The organism is Mucilaginibacter sp. NFR10 (assembly GCF_900100445.1).
GTDB lineage: Bacteria > Bacteroidota > Bacteroidia > Sphingobacteriales > Sphingobacteriaceae > Mucilaginibacter > Mucilaginibacter rubeus.
Window position 1 is genome coordinate 1,364,927 of record NZ_FMTV01000001.1, and the last position, 18,961, is coordinate 1,383,887.

The 18,961-nt window shown below is 43.0% G+C and carries 17 protein-coding genes; 6 read left to right on the top strand and 11 right to left on the bottom strand.

Annotation, left to right across the window (positions count from 1 at the left end; translation table 11 throughout):
• The first annotated feature begins 1 nt into the window (after nucleotide 1).
• Together aroQ and BLP33_RS05645 are read left to right on the top strand one after the other, a co-directional pair.
• The gene (gene aroQ, locus BLP33_RS05640) at nucleotides 2-421 is read left to right on the top strand and encodes a type II 3-dehydroquinate dehydratase (protein WP_090525703.1); all 420 of its coding nucleotides are present in this window, start codon (nucleotides 2-4) and stop codon (nucleotides 419-421) included.
• 79 nt (nucleotides 422-500) lie between these two features.
• Nucleotides 501-3,047 carry a mechanosensitive ion channel family protein gene (locus BLP33_RS05645; RefSeq protein WP_090525705.1) on the top strand — a complete coding sequence of 849 codons (2,547 nt, stop codon included), beginning with the start codon at nucleotides 501-503 and terminating at the stop codon, nucleotides 3,045-3,047.
• Here BLP33_RS05645 and BLP33_RS05650 read toward each other — a convergent pair.
• Together BLP33_RS05650 and BLP33_RS05655 are read right to left on the bottom strand one after the other, a co-directional pair.
• Nucleotides 3,019-4,056: a glycosyltransferase family 2 protein gene (locus BLP33_RS05650; protein ID WP_090525707.1), complete on the bottom strand. Its 1,038-nt coding sequence runs from the start codon at nucleotides 4,054-4,056 to the stop codon at nucleotides 3,019-3,021. The two genes, BLP33_RS05645 and BLP33_RS05650, sit on opposite strands and share 29 nt — an antisense overlap.
• Nucleotides 4,053-4,937: a lysophospholipid acyltransferase family protein gene (locus BLP33_RS05655; RefSeq protein WP_090525709.1), complete on the bottom strand. Its 885-nt coding sequence runs from the start codon at nucleotides 4,935-4,937 to the stop codon at nucleotides 4,053-4,055. Before BLP33_RS05655 ends, BLP33_RS05650 begins: the two co-directional genes overlap by 4 nt.
• Before the next feature lie 35 nt (nucleotides 4,938-4,972).
• On the opposite strand from BLP33_RS05655, the gene BLP33_RS05660 reads away from it, so the two are divergent.
• Both BLP33_RS05660 and corA read left to right on the top strand, forming a co-directional pair.
• Nucleotides 4,973-5,584 carry a WbqC family protein gene (locus tag BLP33_RS05660; protein ID WP_090525711.1) on the top strand — a complete coding sequence of 204 codons (612 nt, stop codon included), beginning with the start codon at nucleotides 4,973-4,975 and terminating at the stop codon, nucleotides 5,582-5,584.
• On the top strand, nucleotides 5,585-6,709 hold the full coding sequence (gene corA / locus BLP33_RS05665) for a magnesium/cobalt transporter CorA (RefSeq protein WP_090525713.1): 1,125 nt from the start codon (nucleotides 5,585-5,587) through the stop codon (nucleotides 6,707-6,709).
• Between the two features lie 95 nt (nucleotides 6,710-6,804).
• Here corA and BLP33_RS05670 read toward each other — a convergent pair whose 3' ends face one another.
• Together BLP33_RS05670 and BLP33_RS05675 are read right to left on the bottom strand one after the other, a co-directional pair.
• Nucleotides 6,805-7,074, bottom strand: a complete 270-nt coding sequence (locus BLP33_RS05670; protein WP_090525715.1) for a DUF3820 family protein — start codon at nucleotides 7,072-7,074, stop codon at nucleotides 6,805-6,807.
• Between the two features lie 37 nt (nucleotides 7,075-7,111).
• Nucleotides 7,112-8,047: an MBL fold metallo-hydrolase gene (locus tag BLP33_RS05675; RefSeq protein ID WP_090525718.1), complete on the bottom strand. Its 936-nt coding sequence runs from the start codon at nucleotides 8,045-8,047 to the stop codon at nucleotides 7,112-7,114.
• Nucleotides 8,048-8,211: 164 nt separating this feature from the next.
• On the opposite strand from BLP33_RS05675, the gene BLP33_RS05680 reads away from it, so the two are divergent.
• Complete coding sequence (locus BLP33_RS05680) at nucleotides 8,212-8,451, top strand: hypothetical protein (RefSeq protein WP_090525721.1); 240 nt, start codon at nucleotides 8,212-8,214, stop codon at nucleotides 8,449-8,451.
• Between the two features lie 52 nt (nucleotides 8,452-8,503).
• Here BLP33_RS05680 and BLP33_RS05685 read toward each other — a convergent pair whose 3' ends face one another.
• The 7 genes from BLP33_RS05685 to BLP33_RS05715 all read right to left on the bottom strand — a co-directional run bounded on the left by BLP33_RS05685 (nucleotide 8,504) and on the right by BLP33_RS05715 (nucleotide 17,783).
• Nucleotides 8,504-9,814: an MFS transporter gene (locus BLP33_RS05685; protein WP_090525724.1), complete on the bottom strand. Its 1,311-nt coding sequence runs from the start codon at nucleotides 9,812-9,814 to the stop codon at nucleotides 8,504-8,506.
• 19 nt (nucleotides 9,815-9,833) lie between these two features.
• Nucleotides 9,834-10,496 carry a bifunctional 4-hydroxy-2-oxoglutarate aldolase/2-dehydro-3-deoxy-phosphogluconate aldolase gene (locus BLP33_RS05690; protein WP_090525727.1) on the bottom strand — a complete coding sequence of 221 codons (663 nt, stop codon included), beginning with the start codon at nucleotides 10,494-10,496 and terminating at the stop codon, nucleotides 9,834-9,836.
• The gene (locus BLP33_RS05695) at nucleotides 10,493-11,524 is read right to left on the bottom strand and encodes a sugar kinase (protein ID WP_090525729.1); all 1,032 of its coding nucleotides are present in this window, start codon (nucleotides 11,522-11,524) and stop codon (nucleotides 10,493-10,495) included. The genes BLP33_RS05690 and BLP33_RS05695 overlap by 4 nt, the downstream gene beginning before the upstream one ends.
• Nucleotides 11,525-12,925, bottom strand: a complete 1,401-nt coding sequence (gene uxaC, locus BLP33_RS05700) for a glucuronate isomerase (RefSeq protein ID WP_090525733.1) — start codon at nucleotides 12,923-12,925, stop codon at nucleotides 11,525-11,527.
• A gap of 208 nt (nucleotides 12,926-13,133) precedes the next feature.
• The gene (locus BLP33_RS05705; RefSeq protein WP_090525734.1) at nucleotides 13,134-14,840 is read right to left on the bottom strand and encodes a sodium/sugar symporter; all 1,707 of its coding nucleotides are present in this window, start codon (nucleotides 14,838-14,840) and stop codon (nucleotides 13,134-13,136) included.
• 48 nt (nucleotides 14,841-14,888) lie between these two features.
• Nucleotides 14,889-16,217 (bottom strand): xylose isomerase, encoded by a 1,329-nt coding sequence (xylA, locus tag BLP33_RS05710; protein WP_090525739.1) that lies wholly within the window; start codon nucleotides 16,215-16,217, stop codon nucleotides 14,889-14,891.
• A gap of 87 nt (nucleotides 16,218-16,304) precedes the next feature.
• Nucleotides 16,305-17,783, bottom strand: a complete 1,479-nt coding sequence (locus BLP33_RS05715) for a xylulokinase (protein ID WP_090525742.1) — start codon at nucleotides 17,781-17,783, stop codon at nucleotides 16,305-16,307.
• A gap of 130 nt (nucleotides 17,784-17,913) precedes the next feature.
• Between BLP33_RS05715 and BLP33_RS05720 the strand changes: the two genes are divergently transcribed.
• Nucleotides 17,914-18,951, top strand: coding sequence for a LacI family DNA-binding transcriptional regulator (locus tag BLP33_RS05720; protein WP_090525746.1), 1,038 nt, complete (start codon nucleotides 17,914-17,916; stop codon nucleotides 18,949-18,951).
• The last annotated feature ends 10 nt before the right edge of the window (nucleotides 18,952-18,961 follow it).

An 18,961-nucleotide genomic window follows, 5' to 3' on the forward strand; every position in this document is an offset into this window, starting at 1 on the left:
AATGAAGATACAAATTATAAACGGCCCCAATTTGAACCTGTTAGGCGTTCGCGAAAAATCAATTTATGGCGATGCCAGTTTTGAAACCTACCTTGAAACTTTGCGCCAACGCTATGCAAACATCACCATTGATTATTATCAAAGCAACATTGAGGGCGAAATTATAAATAAACTGCATGAAATTGGGTTTAGTTACGATGGTATTGTAATGAATGCCGGCGCGTATACCCATACTTCTATTGCCATTGCCGATGCAATTGCAGCCATCAATACGCCGGTTATTGAAGTGCATATCTCCAACGTACACAAGCGCGAGGAGTTCAGGCATAAATCAATGATAGCGGCCAGTTGCCGTGGAGTAATTGCGGGTTTCGGGATGGATAGCTATCGCCTGGCCATTGAAAACCTGTCGCTTAAATAATATTAAAATATTTTATCGTTTTGATAAAACGCTTTTGGTGTAAAAGCGTTTAAACATTGCTTTCAGCTTATTGTTCCAGATGCTTAAAATATTCAGGGTTGCCGCGCTAAGTTTACTTTTTATTACGCTGTTATTCAGTGTTGATGCATTTGCCCAAGCCAAAAAGAAAAAGCCAAGATCGGTAAGAGACTCGCTCCGCGCCTCTATCCTTTCGCGCGATTCGATGATGCGGGCGCTCAAACGCTCGGATACATCGGTAAATAACCTGTTGCAAAAAGTTGAATATTATACATCTGCCTTTAACCAGATCAAAAGCAACCTGTCAAAAAAGTTAGATACGACAGAGATCAGCAGTAAGCTGCCATCATTTGAAAGGCGGATTACGCTCATCAAATCGCTTATTGATAATGATAAATCAAGCACATTAAGGTACCTTTATACCATCAGGGATGTGCTCACGCGGAGCGATGACCAGCTTGACCTTTGGCAGGAGCAGCTTGCCGATATCAACACTAAACTCGTTCAAAATCAAAACGACCTGGATGCCATATCGCGAGATAGCGTTTTGAAAATCCTGCCTGCTGATAGCTCGCTGGCTACCACTTACCTGATCCAGAAAATAGCTATCGACAGTAAATATCACCGCCTGGATACCACTAACAAAAAGGTGATGGTAAAGATTGGCCTGCTGCAAAACCGTACTTCGGCGGTTTATATTTCCATACTCGACCTTAAAGACCAGATTGATACCAAGATTAGGGATTTCAGCATCAGGGCGATGTCCCAGGAGTATAGCAGCATATGGAACATGAATGCTGATGAAGGCAGCGATTTCGGCCCGGCAACAAAAGCTACCGCCGATATGAACGCCAAGCTGTTCAACTTTTTTATAGGTCGGGATATCCTGATCCATCTTTCGGGCCTGGTGGTTCTATTAGTATTTTTCGCCTGGGTTCGCGCCAGTCGCCGTAGGATCATACGTGATAACGATGCGCCCGAAAGTGTGTTTGGCCAGGCCAATTACGTTGTAAATTATCCGTTTGTATCCTCAATTGTTTTAACTTTTACGTTGTTGCCAAACGTTTATGATCACCCGCCGGTAATTGTATTGGAGATGTTTTTATTGGTGTTGATGATTGCCTTGCTTTACCTCATAAAAAAGGCATGCCCTGCAACTATGTTCCGTTACATGCTGCAGCTATTTGGCATCACTATTATTTACAGCCTGAGCAATCTTTATATTCAGGTGACCAATATCGACAGGGTAGTTATTTTGATTTTAGGCCTCGCTGCATCGGTAATAAGTTTCAGGTTTTTATCAGAAGTGCGCAAGGCCAGGGCTGATTACCTGCCTTATACCGGCTTTATATTGAAGGTTTTCATATTTCTGCAGGTGGCATCTTTTTTATGCAATGTTTTCGGCAGGGTGAGTTTGGCTAAAATCATTGGTGTTAGTGTAGTTTATAACCTGTGGCTTGCCCTTGCTATGTATTACATAGTGCATATCATTATGGAAGCCTTGTTCCTGCAACTGGAAGCCGGTAAAAAGAGCAACAACCTAACTTCTTTTATCGATTATAAATTAATGCAAAATAAGTTCAGGAGTGTGCTGAGCATATTGGCTACCTTGCTATGGCTGGTAATGCTTACCCAAAACCTGAACGTTGAAGATACCGTATTTGATTACCTGGGCGATTTTCTGACCAAAAACCGCAGCATTGGCGGTACCAATACCCAGTTCACGTTTCAAAGCGTGATCATATTTGTGGCCGTGATCTGGCTGTCATCTATCGCGTCAAAGATCATCAGTTACCTTTATGATATTGCTGCCAAGCATGCCAATGATATTGATGTGGCCAAGAAAAAGAACCGCACCTCCACCCTGCTTATCCGCATCGGCGTGATTGCTTTAGGCTTTTTCCTGGCCGTAGCTGCTTCAGGAGTGCCTATCGATAAAATCACCATTATTATCAGCGCCTTTGGTATTGGTATTGGTTTTGGCTTACAGAATATCGTTAACAACCTCGTATCGGGTTTGATACTTGCTTTCGAGAAACCGATCCAGGTTGGTGATATTATTGAAGTTGACAGCCGTTCGGGTACTATTATGGATATCGGCATCCGTGCCAGTAAAATTGCTACCGCCGATGGCGCGGAGGTAATTATCCCTAACGGCGACTTAATATCTCATCACGTAATTAACTGGACCTTAAGTAATAACAACCGCCGGGTTGAACTGATTATTGGGGTAGCATATGGATCAAACATTGAGCAGGTTAAGGCAATATTGTTAAATTTATTAACTAACCATGATGATATCATGAACCAGCCATCGCCTTCTGTATTCCTGCATAATTTAAATGAAAGCTCGGTTGATTTCAGGGTGTTTTTCTGGGCAGCCGATATCAACACCTGGCTTGGACTTAAGAGCCGCGTATTAGCCGATATTTACGATGCATTTAACAGAGAAGGAATCGACATTCCATTCCGCCAGCAGGATGTACGGGTGATATGGCCTAAGGGTTTGCCACCTATTAAGGTCGAGGCGCCCGGCATAATCAACGAAGCAGCAGAACCGGAACAGGGTACAGATGCCGCTAAAACTCCGAAGGATCAAGATCAGTAAAATGAGTTTTCTTTTTAACAAAGAAATCCCAAACAATACTGCCCCTGTATATACCTTTTGTGTTTTGTACCGCGTTACCTTTCGCCTTTAGCTTTTCGCTTTTAACCTTCTTAAAGAGGCTTAACACAAAGCTCTGATGTGCCCTGCTTACTGCCCAGGCATCTTTGCGTTTACCTTCCATCAAAAACCTGAACAAGGCCAGTAGATCCATTATAAAGCGGATGCTGATCATCCAAAACGCCCGCCAAAATGGAAGGTTCTTTTTTATAAGCAGCAGGTTATTCCTGAAATTGAGATAAGTCTTAAACGGATTTTCGGCATTTAACGTACCGCCGCCAACGTGATATATGGTTGATTGCGCGCAATACATTACTTTATAACCCATGTTTTTTAAGCGCCAGCAAAGGTCGATCTCTTCCATATGGGCAAAAAAGCTTTCATCAAAGCCGCCGGCTTCATCCCAAATGCTTTTTTTGATAAACAAAGAAGCTCCCGATGCCCAGAATACCTCACCTGATTGCTCATATTGACCGTTATCCTTTTCCAGCTCGTAAAAGATTCTGCCACGGCAAAAGGGATAGCCGTGCTTATCAATAAAGCCACCGGCAGCGCCGGCATGTTCAAAGTATTCTTTTTGTGCGTATGACCGGATCTTGGGAGCAGCAGCAGCAATTAAACTATCGCTTTCCATTAATTCGATAACAGGTTCAATCCATCCTGGAACAACCTCAACGTCCGAATTAAGCAGGATATAATAATCGGCATCAACCTGGGCCAGCACCCGGTTATACCCCCCTGTAAAGCCGTAGTTTTTATCATTTTGGATAATCCTTACCGATGGATAGTTTGCGCGCATAAACGCTGCTGAATCATCCGAAGAAGCGTTATCCCCCATAACGATATCCAGGTTAGGATACGTTGAGGATAATACCGCAGGAAGAAATTGTTTAAGGTACTTTGCGCCGTTCCAGTTTAAAATAACTACAGCAACTTTAGGTGTATGGGTCATCTATGTAAATCCTCCGGCTTAAATTTCCATCTCCGGTGCGACCATAACCAGTATTGCGGTTCTTTCCTGATCATTCCCTCAAGGTATTTCACGTGCATATCTGTTATTTCGTGTTCGGCAGTTTCTTTTGGTGTTTCGGTAAGCGGGATTAGGGTATATTCATAATATCCGCGTTTTACCCTTTTCATGTCGTAAAAAACAACAGCGGCGTCAATTGTTTTGGCAATCTTTTCAATACCCAAAAATACCGCAGTTGGCTGATTTAAAAAATTGGTGAAATAGTTTACCTCATGCATTACAGGGGTTTGGTCGCCCACCAATACGCTTACGGTAAGCTCCTTACGGTATTCCACCATTTTGCGTAGCGTTTGCTTCATGGCTACCGGCTGCCCACCAAACCTTGACCGGATCTTAATAAAAAAATCATCAAACGTTTTGTTCGACAGGTTTTTGTAAATGATCATGAATCTTTTATCGGTAACAAAGTTGAAATTGAGGGCTGCCATTTCCCAGTTGCAGTAATGGCCGGCAACAGCAATAATACTCTTACCTTTAGCAAAGTATTCAAACACCAGGTCGGAGTTGGTAGCCACTACCCTTTTTTGGATCTGTTTTTCTGATACGGTGATCATTTTAATGGTTTCCACTATCAGGTCGGCCAGGTAGCGATAATACTTTCGTTCAATATCATGACGTTCCTGATCTGTTTTTTCGGGAAAGGAATTGCGGAGGTTTTGCTGCACTACATCACGGCGGTAATGAACAACGTAGTAAATAATAACAAACGCGATATCGGATAAAATGTATAAAAACCAAAAGGGAAGCAACGAGATAAGGTATAAAATTAATATCCCTAACTTAGTAAAACCCTTTTTTATCATTATTTTAGCCAATTTTGAGCACAAACATAAAATATATGATTGAAAAAGGCGCTGTGTTACCCATGTTTTATCTTCCACCGGTAGATTATTTTGTACAGTTAAATACGTACAAGCCTGATATACTGATAGAAAGAGAAGAACATTTCCCCAAACAAACTTATCGCAACCGGGCCAATATCTACTCGCCCGATGGTGTGCTGGCATTGGTGGTTCCGGTAATAAAAGGTTCAAAAAATCACACTAAAGTTAAAGATGTAAAAATCAGCTACGATTTTATGTGGCAGCGCCTGCACTGGCAAAGCTTGCAGGCCTGTTATCGCCGTTCGGCTTATTTTGAGTTTTATGAAGATGACTTTGCACCTTTTTATGAAAAACAAATTACCTACTTGTTTGATTATAATGAGGAGCTTTTGAACCTGCTGCTTAAGCTCGCCAAAATAAAAACAGAATTAAATTACACGGATGAATATCAGCCCGAATATCCTAACCTGCATGATTTTCGGTTTTCTATCCATCCAAAAAAGGAAAGTGAGATACAGCAGAAACCGTATTTCCAGGTATTTGAAGACCGCAAGGGCTTTATGAAAAACCTGAGTATCATTGACCTGCTGTTTAACCAGGGCCCGCAAACCATAAACTATTTGTAGATGAATGGCAACTTTAAACGCCTGCGCCTTAAAAAACACAAACAAGCAGGAAATGTAGGCGACAGACCAGGTACTATCAGGGTAGCCGAGGATGCACTGAAACCCATTATATCAGTTTACTCATACAATAAAGATGAGTTGGTAACTTGCGAGGGCAAGGATATCAAAACAGCATTAAAACAGCTAAATAAATGTGATAATCATACCCATTGGATCAAGATTAATGGGTTGGGCGATGCCTCGCTGATTGAGCAAATTGGTGAACATTGCAATATCAATTCTCTGGTTTTGGAGGATATTGCCAACACCCACCAGCGCCCCAAATTTGATGAATACGAGGATTATGCCTTTTGTACCAGCCGCATTGTTCATTTTAATAAGGATAATGAAATCATCAACTGCCAGTTTTCAGCTATCATAAAAGATAATATCATCATTAGCTTTGAGGAGGACCACACCGAGCGCTTTGATGCCGTAAAAGCCCGTTTAAAAGCCGGAAAGGGCGCTATCCGTACCGCGGGCCCCGGATATATGTGTTATGCGCTTACTGACACTATAATTGATACCTACTTTGTGCTGCTTGCCGAAATTGGCGATCATTTGGATGCCCTTGAAGATAAGCTTTACCTGAGCGCCGATAAAACCATCATGTTTAATGCCCAGCAATTAAAACGTACGCTCATTGTTGTACGCCGCGCCAGCTGGCCCGAGCGGGATAAGATAAATGACATGATCCGGTCTGAAAGTCCGTTGATAACGCCGGAAGTTAAATTGTTTTTGCGCGACGCCTATGATCATTGCATCCAGGCCATGGACCTCATTGAAAACTATAAAGAGGTAACGTCAAGTATCATCGACCTGTATCTATCCATGGTAAGTAACCGCATGAACGAGATCATGAAGGTGCTTACTATCATTTCTGTGATCTTTATCCCGCTTACTTTTATAGCCGGTATATATGGGATGAATTTTTCCCGGCAGGATGATAAAGGCCATCTTCTGCCGGACAATATGCCGGAGCTATATTGGCACCATGGTTACATTTATGCTATCGTGTTTATGTTTTTGATAGCCATAATACAGGTGTTTGTATTTTGGAAGAAAGGCTGGTTTAACAGATTGTAGATGCCCCCCAGCCCCTTAAACGGGAGTTGTCGGCATAAAAAAGAAGCGTTACGAGTACTGCTTCTTTTTTTAATGGAGATGGGTAAGAAACCTGATCAGAATCCTCCTCCTTTAGCGGGGCGGGGGGCTTGGGCTTGAACTTGTTTCTTCACCATATACAGAATCTCACCCAGCCCATTTGTTTTGATCTCAAATGTGGTTGAAAGTAACATCCCCATTTTATCTTTAGTAAATCCTTTACCCGACATCCATTCCAGGTAAGATACTGGGATATCAGTTATAATAGTACCCTTATATTTGCCATAAGGCATCCGGGTTTGTACAATATCGATGAGAATTTTGGGATCGGGTTTTAAATTTTCCACGCGGTAAAGGTAAGCACAAAGCGATGGGATTCTGCTCCTATTCCTGCAATCCTTTTATAATAAAAAACGTTGCAATTGCAGCTGCGATGCCAACTGTTGCTTTTAAGATACCGCTGCTTACATAAGGCGGAATATAGGTTACGCCCATTTCATCGGCGACAGCGGGATGCCCCACATAGCGGCCTTTTACGGGTATTGCAACCTGCTCAAAGTTATCGGCCAGTTCATGCAATTGATCATGCAGCTCACGGCCGCGCATTATCGGGCCATGGCCTGCGGCCACCGTACGTGGTTCAAGCGCGGCAAGCCTGCGTACTGATTGGGCAGCAGCTTCCCAGTCGGTAGTGAAATACCTTGGCGGTCCGGTTAACTTTTTAAGCGAACTAAATGAATATAAAGCTGATTCGGCCTTAGTAGTTGAAAAGGCATCCCCGGCTACAAGGGTCGAATTTATTGGCAAAAACAGGGAAATATGGCCCGCCGTATGGCCGGGTGTGTGAATGATCTTCCATTCGGGCAGTACGGGGATCCCTTCCTCCATATCGATGGTTTTTACTTTAGTACCGAGGTTAATGGGGGATGTTGGGAAAAATACCGACAACAAGCTCATCAGCCCGTCGGTCAGCGATGGATCGGCTGGTGGGTATGATGACAGGCCTGTTAGGTAAGGCAATTCAAGTGCGTGGGCATAAACAGGTACATTCCAAATCTCCAAAAGTTCTGCTAATCCTCCCGAGTGGTCGGCATGTCCATGTGTGAGCACAATAGCTGCAGGCCTGGTTCCCGGGCCAAAAAGCTCTTCGGCCATAGCAATTATTTTTTTTGCCGAACCTTTTAACCCCGTATCAACCAAAACCCAACCTTTGGCAGCACCGGGACGGTTGGCGATCATGTAAACATTAACAAATAATAGTTTAGTTCCCCATACCCTTTGCGATACCTGGAAATATTTTGTACTGAGCCTTCTGTTCATGGTTTATAATTATTAACAAAACGTAACTCGTGTATTAAAAGTTTTAGTTGCTTAAATTTAAATACAATTTTATCAGTCTAAAATAAATAACATGGCCTTCGGCTTAACACCAGCGCAAACAGAAACTGCCAGAACTATGTTAGGTTAGTAAAACTATAAACACTATGAAACAACAATTTGATGCCACGCTTACGGGGACCGATAGCATTATTGAAGGTACAGCGCAACAGGTGACCTGGGCCGGTTATGCCAATGCATATGAGTTTAAATCGATAGATGGCACACTACATTTGGTAATTGTCAAAGATCAGGATAGCGAATGGATCAGGATTGATGGTACAGAGCCTTACCTTTCGAGCTGGATTGATGAACTGGCCGAACAGGCGGTAAGCCACTCTTTATAAAAAAAGGAAGCCGGATCATTTGCCCCGGCTTCCTTCGTTATATTTCATATGGTTAATCCAATTCAATTGGTTTCATTTTAGGCACCAGGAAATGCATAATGAGCCAGGCTAAAATGTAAGCGCTTCCGCAAACAAAGAACATAATATAATAGGCTATCTCAATTTTACCGATTGACCGGTAATACACAAACAGGTTTTTTTGCACGGCAAGCGACAGGAACACACCACCGATAGAACCGAACATGCCACCTAAGCCCGTTACCGAACCAATAGTGCGTTTTGGGAACATATCCGAAACTGTGGTGAATATATTAGCGCTCCATGCCTGGTGCGCCGATGCTGCTATCCCTATCACTATAACCGCAAGCCACATATTAACACCACCCAGAATTTGCGCAAATATGATTGGTATTACCGCCAGTGCGTAAATAAACATAGATGTTTTACGGGCTTTAAATACAGGCCAATCCTTTTTAATAAGGTTCATAGGCAACCAACCGCCGCCAACACTCCCAAAGGTAGACATGGTATAAACCAACGCAACGGGAATGGCTATTTCTGTGCCCTTTAAATGATACTGGCTTTCCAAAAAATCGGGGAGCCAGAACAGGTAAAACCACCATATAGGGTCGGTAAGGAATTTACCTATAACAAATGCCCACGTTTGCTTAAACGAAAGCAGCTTGCCCCAAGATATTTTCTTTTGTTCAGCAGGCTGTAAAGCTTCAGTTTGACTGTCATGATCACTGTTGATGTAATCAAGCTCGGCTTTTGATACCTTGCTATGCTTTGAAGGTGCGCGGTAAATTACCTGCCATAATACAAGCCATATAAAACCGATTGAGCCGGTTATGATAAATGCCCAGCGCCATCCCCAAGCAGCTGCTATAAACGGAACTGTTAAAGGTGCAACTATAGCACCTATGTTTGCACCCGAGTTAAAGATCCCCGTAGCAAATGCACGTTCTTTTTTAGGAAACCACTCGGCCACGGTTTTAATAGCTGCAGGAAAATTTCCCGCTTCACTAAGGCCCAATGCAGAACGCACTACGCCGAAACCAAAGGTGCCGCCAACAAAAGCGTGGCACACCGCCGAAATACTCCATAGTAGTGTTGAAAGGAAATAGCCGAGTTTGGTGCCTATCTTATCAATGATCCGTCCGGCAGCCAGCAAACCTATTGAATAAGCTATTTTAAAAGCTATCTCAATGTTTGCATAATCACCATCATTCCATTTAAACTCTTTGGTAAGGTCTGATTTAAGCAAACTGATTACTGCCCGGTCAAGGTAATTAACGGTTGTTGCGAAAAATACCAGCGAGCAGATCACCCAGCGGTAGTTTCCAACTTTTTCTTCTCTCATTATAATTTAGGTTTACAGGCTATTTAATGGTTTGTACTATTTCCAGCAGCTTCAGGGTATCGTTATACAATTTGTCGTACTCCCGGTTTTCCAATACGCTTTTGCTGATGAGCTTGCTGCCCATGCCCACGGCGCATACCCCCGCTTTAAACCAGGTACTGATGCTGTCATGGTTCAAATCAACCCCACCTGTTGGTATGAACAACTGACCGGCAAACAAATCCCTGATTGAGGATACAAACTCCGGTCCCAGTATGTTGGCCGGGAATATTTTTATCAACGCAGCCTCATTTTGTTGAGCTGTATAGATTTCGGTTGGTGTCATACAACCAGGAATCCATAACAGGTTATGCTGCGCCGCCAGTTTGCCAACCTCGGGGTTAACAATTGGCGAAACGATAAAATCAGCTCCAGCAGCAATAAAAACTTCAGCTTCCTGAAGGCTTTTGATGGTGCCGATACCTAATTCCAGGCCCGGCATATCGCCGTTTGCAAGGGCTTGTTTTAAAACCTTGAAGTTTTGGAGGGCGGCTGCACCGCGGTTGGTATACTCAAATACCCTAATCCCAGCTTTATAAAGCGTGCGGGTTATTTGCAGGCTCACTTCCGGGTCTTTATAAAAGAACAGCGGTAATGTACCCTGCTTTAATATCGCGTCAAGTACTATATTTTTTTTACTCATTGTTTCATTGTGTTATAAATTTGATCAATTGTTTTTGTGGTCGCATCGCCTTCAATAAATAGCTTCTCGAATGCGGCTGCCGTTGCAAAGTCCAGCAATTGCTGTGGATCTTGTTTGTTATAAAAGCCGTAAATAAGCCCGGCCATAAAGCAATCGCCGCTGCCAACTTTGTCAACCACGGTTTCGGTAGTATAGGTTGGGGAGTGATAAAAGCGGTTGCCTGTATAAAGCGAAGTATAATATTCAACGCCTTTGCCTGCATCAAAGCGGAAGGTATTGGCAACAGCCCGGCAGCGCGGATAAGCATCCATGATCCTTTCAGACGAATAAAGCCCTTCTTTCAGGTAAATACTTTGCTGGCCCGATTCATGCATATCTGGCGTAACGGGAATACCAAGCATGGTTTCTTCGGCCCAAACATTACCCATAATGATATCGGCATATTGTACCAGTTTCGGCATGATCTCTACCGGCTTTTTACCGTACTGCCATAATTTGGGGCGATAATTAAGATCGACAGATATGGTGATATGTTTTTTGCTTGCTGCCTGTAAAACTTCTTCGCAAACATCAGCTGCAAGCTGATTCAAGGCCGGACAAATCGCACTGAAATGAAACCAGCTTACACCTTCCAAAACAACATCCCAGTTAACCATGCCCGGTTTGAGATCGGCAAAGGACGAGCCTGCACGGTCATATACGATAGCATTGTTCTTTACATCTTTACCACGGGTAAGATAATAAAGACCTATTCTGTTACCACTATGATGTATTGCTGATGTGTCAATACTTTTGCTTTCCAGGTAACTGATAATCTGTTCGGATAAGGCATTATCAGGCAAAGCGGTAAAATATTTTATTGGCTGCTCCCAAAGGGCTAAAGCATTGGCTACGTTAAGCTCGGCACCACCCATAAAAAATGGCAGCTTGTTGCTTTTTAACCATTGCCCTTCACCATCGGGGCACATGCGTAACAACAATTCGCCAAATGACAGGATGCTTCCCTTTGTATTTTCTATATTGCTCATTTAAAAATTGAAATAGTTTTTGGCGTTAAAATAGCAAATATCGCTCACGATCTTTCCTGTCCATTCAATATCGTTTGGTAATTCGCCGTTTTCAATGTCATCACCCAACAAGTTACAAAGCAACCTGCGGAAATACTCATGCCTCGGGAACGACATAAAGCTCCTCGAATCGGTAAGCATCCCAACCAAACGGCTCAGCAGGCCCATGTTTGATAAAGCGTTTAATTGCTTAATCATGCCATCCTTTTGATCCAAAAACCACCAGGCCGATCCAAACTGCATTTTGCCGGCTACCGAACCGTCATTATAGTTGCCCACCATAGTAGCAAACAGCTCGTTATCGGCAGGGTTAAGGTTATAAATAATGGTTTTGGCTAACTGGTTGGTGGTATCCAACCTGTTCAGGAATTTGGATAATGCCCTGCCTTGTGCAAAATCGCCTATAGAATCCCAGCCGGTATCAGGCCCCAAATTGTTTAAAGCACGCGCATTGTTATTACGCAATGCACCAAGGTGGAATTGTTGTACCCAGCCTTTTTCATGATCCCAAATGGCAAAGTAATACAACATAGCCGATTTAAATTTCAGGATTTCCAAAGGCAACAACACTTCGCTGTTCCTTATTTTGGTAAAGATGGTAGCTATCTCTGCGTCAGTATAATCTTCGGAATAAATTTGCTCCAGTCCGTGATCTGATAATTTGCAGCCGTTTTCGGCGAAGTATTCGTGTCTTGCTTTTAAGGCCGAAAGATATTCATCAATGTTAGATATAGATACATTTGCCACTGATTCCAGTTGGTCAATGTATTTGTTGAGCCCGGCAATGTCATCGGCGTTCATAGCTTTATCGGGGCGGTAGGCTGGCAATACTTTCACACTGTACCCGTCCTGTTTCAGTTTCTGATGATGGCTAAGGTTATCCAACGGATCATCAGTAGTACCCACAACCTCTACGTTTTTACTTTTTAAAATATTACGGATGCTGAACTCCGGCGATTGCAGTTTTTCGTTGCACTGGGCATATATTTTTTGTGCCGATGCTGGTGAGAGCAACTCATTGATGCCAAAATATCGCTGCAATTCAAGGTGTGTCCAATGGTATAGCGGGTTTCTCAAAGTGTAAGGAACCGTAGCGGCCCATTGCATAAACTTTTCTTCGTCGGTTTTATTACCGGTGATATAGGCTTCATTAACACCATTTGCCCGCATAGCGCGCCATTTGTAATGATCGCCATAAAGCCAGATCTGCGTTATGTTTTTAAAATTGATATCGTCAGCAATCTGATCTGGCGGCAGGTGGCAATGATAATCAATAATAGGCTGATGGCTGGCGAACTCATGATATAAGCGCTGCGCCGTTTTTGTTTGAAGTAAAAAATCCTGATCTAAAAAATTCTTCATTGGTTATTAACAGATATATACCGGAGTTAGCGGTATAGTAGTTTATACTTGTAAGCGGCAAATTACACATCATACGGGCAAGTTGGAAGTAATAAGCCTAAACAATCCACGCAAACGTTTTCGTTAACGGGTAAAAACAACTACTATGAAGCAAAAAGGCGATGGGGTTATCACCTCATCGCCTTTTTATCTATTGGTAAAATTTCTGCTACCAGAAAATTGAGTACAATGCAACCACAATACCTGTTACAATTAAGGCGCCAGCTAAAAATCCTCTCGAAGTTTTAAACATTGAGCCATCAATTTCAAGGCCATTTGTTGTAACGCCCCTGGCCTGGTCAATTTTTGAAATAATGTACATACCAATAACACACAGAATAAATACAAAACCCATACGGTCAAGGAAAGGGATTTCATATAACTTCGTTACTTTATCATCCTGCAAGGCTAATTTTGAGAAGCCATACGGCGACAGGAAGCTCAGGTCAATAAACTTTGGACAAAGTTTAAAGAAACATGAGAAAATGAAACCGCCAATGGTTGCAAATAAAGCCGCATTTGAAGTAGCCTTTTTCCAGAAGAAACCAAGGATAAACATGGCAAAGATACCCGGAGATACGAAGCCTGTATATTCCTGGATATACTGGAAGCCCTGCTTACCTTCGCCCATCAATGCTTTACCGATAAGCTCAGATAACAGGATACCTAACAACAAGGCAACAAGTACCGATATTTTACCCAGGTTAACCAGTTTTTTATCGGTAGCTTCAGGATTGATTGCTTTTTTGTAAATATCCAACGTAAAGATGGTAGCGATACTGTTTGCTTTACCCGCTAACGACGCTACAATAGCAGCCGTTAACGCAGCGAATGAAAGGCCTTTTAAGCCGCTTGGCAATAAGTTTAACAGTGATGGATACGCTTTGTTAGGATCCAAAACTCCAGATGAACTCGCCATTTCCTGGTGGAACATCCCTTTTTGATATAAAAGGTAAGCCGCAATACCAGGCAGCACTACAATAACAGGCATCAGCAACTTAAGGAAAGCTGCAAACAGGATTCCACCACGGGCAGTTTTAAGGTTTGCGCCCAAAGCCCTTTGGGTAATATACTGGTTACAGCCCCAATAGTTAAGGTTAGTGATCCACATGCCGCCTATCAGAACAGATAAGCCGGGAAGATCCATGTAATTTGGATTATCCTTTTTGAAGATCATATGGAAGTGATCCGTAGCTTCACTATGCAGGATCTTGAAACCATTGAGTAAGCCTGTTGTATTTTCTTTTTCGCTTAACAAAGTAAGTGCAAGGTAAGATGCCATTAAACCACCCAATATCAATACCGCCACCTGGATAACGTCGGTATAGCCGATAACCTTCATACCGCCCAGTGTAATAACCGCCGAGAATATGGCCAGCAACCAGATACACAGGTGAATATCAAGACCTGAAATACCGCTGACAGCTAATGCACCAAGGTAAAGGATCGACATTAAGTTAACCACAATGTACAGCAACAGCCAAAAGATAGCCATGATCATGGCCACCGTTCCGTTATACCGCTGGTGCAGGAATTGTGGCATGGTAAAAATCTTATTTTTAAGATATACCGGGATAAAGAAAACCGCCACAATGATAAGGGTAATTGCAGCCATCCACTCGTAAGTAGATATGGCTAAGCCCATTTTAAACGCAGACCCACTTGTACCTATAAATTGTTCGGCAGAGATATTTGAGGCGATGAGCGATGCTCCGATAGCCCACCAGGTTAACGACCCTTCGGCCAAAAAATAGTCTTTTGAGGTGGCATCGGCGTTGTGTTTACGCTTATACACCCACCAGCCGTAACTGGCAACAATTATAAAGTAGATAAAGAAAACAGCATAATCGCCATTTGAAAGGGTTTTGAGGTTCATTGTTTTGGTTTGTCTTTGGGTTTAATATGTATGATTGACAATTATAAACTATATATATCGATTTATCAAATTTTCGATGTATTCTTGTTTACCACTTGTCACTTTAGGTTCGCCGTTAGCTATCGCATAGTTACGCAAATCTTCCAAAGAAACCTTACCCTCTTCAAAATCTTTCCCGGTGCCGGCATCAAATGAGGCATACCTGTCGGTACGTAATTTTTTATACTCTGATTTTTGTAAAATGTTGTCAGCAGCAACCAAAGCCCTTGCGAAGAGGTCCATACCACCAATGTGAGCATAGAACAAATCAGCCGGATCGGTTGAGTTACGGCGGATCTTGGCATCAAAATTAATACCACCACCCTGGAAACCGCCTACCTCAAGAATAATCAGCATGCACTCGGTTACTTCATTAATATCGTTAGGGAACTGGTCGGTATCCCAGCCATTTTGCGTGTCACCGCGGTTTGCATCTATCGAACCTAATAAACCCGAATCGGCAGCAACCTGTAGTTCGTGCTGGAAAGTATGACCTGCTAAAGTAGCGTGGTTAACTTCAAGGTTCAGTTTAAAATCGTTGATCAGGTCGTATTTCTGTAAAAAACCTAATACGGTGGCCGCATCATAATCATACTGGTGTTTGGTTGGCTCGCATGGTTTTGGCTCAATAAAGAACGTGCCTTTAAAACCTTGCTTGCGGGCATAATCTTTAGCAGTATGTAAAAACTTAGCCAAATGCTCCTGTTCGCGTTTCATATTGGTATTCAGCAGGCTCATATAACCTTCACGACCACCCCAGAAAACATAATTTTCTCCGCCTAATGCAATCGTTGCGTCAAGTGCCGCTTTTACCTGCGCACCGGCATGAGCCAATACATGAAAATCGGGGTTGGTTGATGCACCGTTCATATAACGTTTGTGGCTGAACAGGTTTGCAGTACCCCAAAGTAATTTTACACCGCTGGCAGCCTGTTTTTGTTTGGCATAATCAACCAAAGCCTGCAAACGGCGGTCGTTTTCAGCAACATCATTACCATAGTCAACCACATCAACGTCGTGGAAACAGTAGTAAGGCAGGTTCATTTTGGTCAAGAACTCAAACGCTGCATCCATTTTGTCTTTAGCTCGCTCAACAGCGTCAGCTTTTTCATCCCAAGGGAAAACGTGTGTAGCGCCGCCAAACGGATCGGCACCGTTACCGCAGAACGAATGCCAGTATGCACCTGCAAAGCGTAAATGATCCTTCATGGTTTTGCCTGCCACTACCCGATCCGCATCATACCAGCGAAACGCCAGCGGGTTGTCTGATTCAAGGCCTTCAAATTTGATCTGGCCTATTTCTTTGAAAAATTCTTTTTCGCCTGTTACTATACTCATGTTATTTTAATTATTGAATTATCGAATTAGTGATTTAGTGAATTGTTTTTATTTGGTGATTGTTGATTTTGCTTTGAGCCTTTTGCCTTAAGCTTTCAGCTTAACGTCTAAAAGCGCTTTCCACTCCTGGTAAACCGGTTCAAATTGATCTGTAGTAGGTTCAACCAGTTTAATGGCCTTGATATTACTGAATGCCTCAGCCGGTGATTTGAAGATGCCTGCGCCTATACCTGCGCCTAAGGCCGCACCTACACTGCCGTCGTTATTATAGAGCTCGACAGGAACGCCTGTAGCATTTACAAAAGTTTGGGTAAACAGATCGCTCAGGAAAAGGTTGCTTTTGCCCGCACGGATCACAGTAGGGTTCATACCATTGCCGCGCATAATGTCAAAGCCATAACGGAACGACGAGGCTATCCCCTCCTGCACAGCCCTGAAAATATGTGCGGGGGTGTGCAGGTTAAGGTCGATATTTTGAAAATGCGCACCAACCTGCTTATTATTTAACATACGCTCGGCACCATTGCCAAAAGGCAGTACCTGTAAGCCTTCGCTGCCCAAAGGTGCTTTTTCAGCTTCTGCGTTCATTTGGTTATAGGTATAGCCTGTACCGAAGGTGTTTTTTACCCAGCGATACAAACTGCCGGTTCCGTTAATGCAAAGCAGTACACCAAGCCTTTTCTGTTCGGTGGCATAATTAACGTGTGCGAAGGTGTTAATGCGCGATTGTTGATCATAAACCAATTGATCGTTTACTCCATATATAACGCCCGATGTGCCAGCAGTAGCAGCTACTTCGCCGGGATTTAGTACATTTAACGATAAGGCATTATTGGGCTGATCTCCTGATTTATAGGTAACCGGAATGCCTGCCTTTAAATTCAGTTTTTCGGCGACTGATGCCTGCAAACTTCCGTGCGATGAAAATACAGGATTAATAACCGGGAACAGGCTGGTATCAAAACCAAAGTAATTGATGATCTCTTTGGAGATGCCATTGGTTTTGAAATCGAAGAACACCCCTTCAGACAATGCCGATACAGATGTGGTGATCTCGCCGGTAAGTTCCATGGCGATATAATCACCAGGCAGCATGATCTTATCAATTTTACTGTAGATCTCCGGTTCATTTTCCTTTACCCAGGCCAGTTTTGAGGCCGTAAAGTTTCCCGGCGAATTAAGCAGGTGCGATAAGCAATGCTCTTCGCCAATGGTGGCAAAAGCTTTATCGCCAATTTCAACAGCGCGGCTATCGCACCATATAATACTATCGCGTAAAACATTTTGATCTTTATCAACCAATACCAGGCCATGCATTTGGTATGCTATACCTATTGCTGCTATATCTTTTGTATTATAATTGCCTTTAGCATGACAGCGCTCCAATGCTTTTTGTGCCTGCTCCCACCACATTGAGGGAGATTGTTCGGCCCAGCCGGGATGCAATGCTTTGATTGGCGACTCCTGGTCAGGGTATTGTGCCGAAGCGATTGTTTTTTGCGTTGCGGCGTCAACAACACTTACTTTTACCGACGAAGTACCTATATCGATCCCTAATAACAGCATAGCCTATTCAGATTTTTGTATGATTTTTTGGTTGTATTTATTAATTGGTAACTTAACGCAACGAAAATAAAGAAATAAATAAAAATTGCAATCGATTGCGTAAAATATTTTTTCCAACTTGCACGCTATAATGAAGAAAGTTAAACGCACCACCATTTATGACATTGCCGCTAAGCTCGGCATAACCGCGTCTTCTGTATCAAGAGCGCTGAATAACAGCAGCCAGGTGAACGAAAAAACCAGGGAGCTGATCATCAAAACCGCCGATGAGCTCAATTATAAACGCAACACCCTTGCCTCCAACCTACGCAAAGGGCATTCAAAAACTATTGGCGTAGTGGTGCCGCGGATAAATCAGAACTTTTTCAGTAACGTGATAGCTGGCATTGAGGAAACAACTTATCAAAAAGGATATAACCTCATCATCTGCCAGTCGGGCGAAGTGCATGATAAAGAGATCCAGTGCGTTAATACGCTCATTAACCAGCATGTGGATTGTATTGTGATCTCGGTATCGGCCGATAGCTATGATTACCAGCACCTGCAAAATGTGCTTGACCATGGTATTCAGCTGATCCAGTTTGACCGTGTTGCTGAAGAACTGGAAACACTTAAAGTGATCAACGATAACGAACAGGCTTCATTTGAAGCGGTATCGCACCTGATAGAAAACGGCTATAAACGTATCGCTTTGCTTGAAGGTCCGCAAAATCTCAACATTTTTCGCCAGCGAAAAAACGGGTACCTAAGGGCATTAGAAACGCATAAGGTGAAAGTAATTGAGGAATTGGTGGTTGAAAATGCATGGACAAAGGAGCTTGGTGCCGAAGCTACCCGTAAGCTGCTTAACCTCCCCCACCCGCCGGATGCAATATTTGCCTCTACGTCTGATTTTTCGGCTTTAGGTGTTTTGGAGGTAGCCAATGTTATGAATATCAAAGTACCTTCTGAGTTGGGCATTTGCGGTTACTCTAATGAAGCTTTTACGGAGATTACCAGTCCATCGATAACCACTATAGACCAGTTTAGCGTTTATATGGGCAAAACCATTGGCAACCTGTTTTTCCAGGAGATTGCCAACGTCGAGGTTTCGGTTAAACCCAAGATCATCAGTATTAAGCCTGAGTTGATTATAAGGGGATCGACGAAAAAGAACAGCTCGATCTAACCCCCTCTAA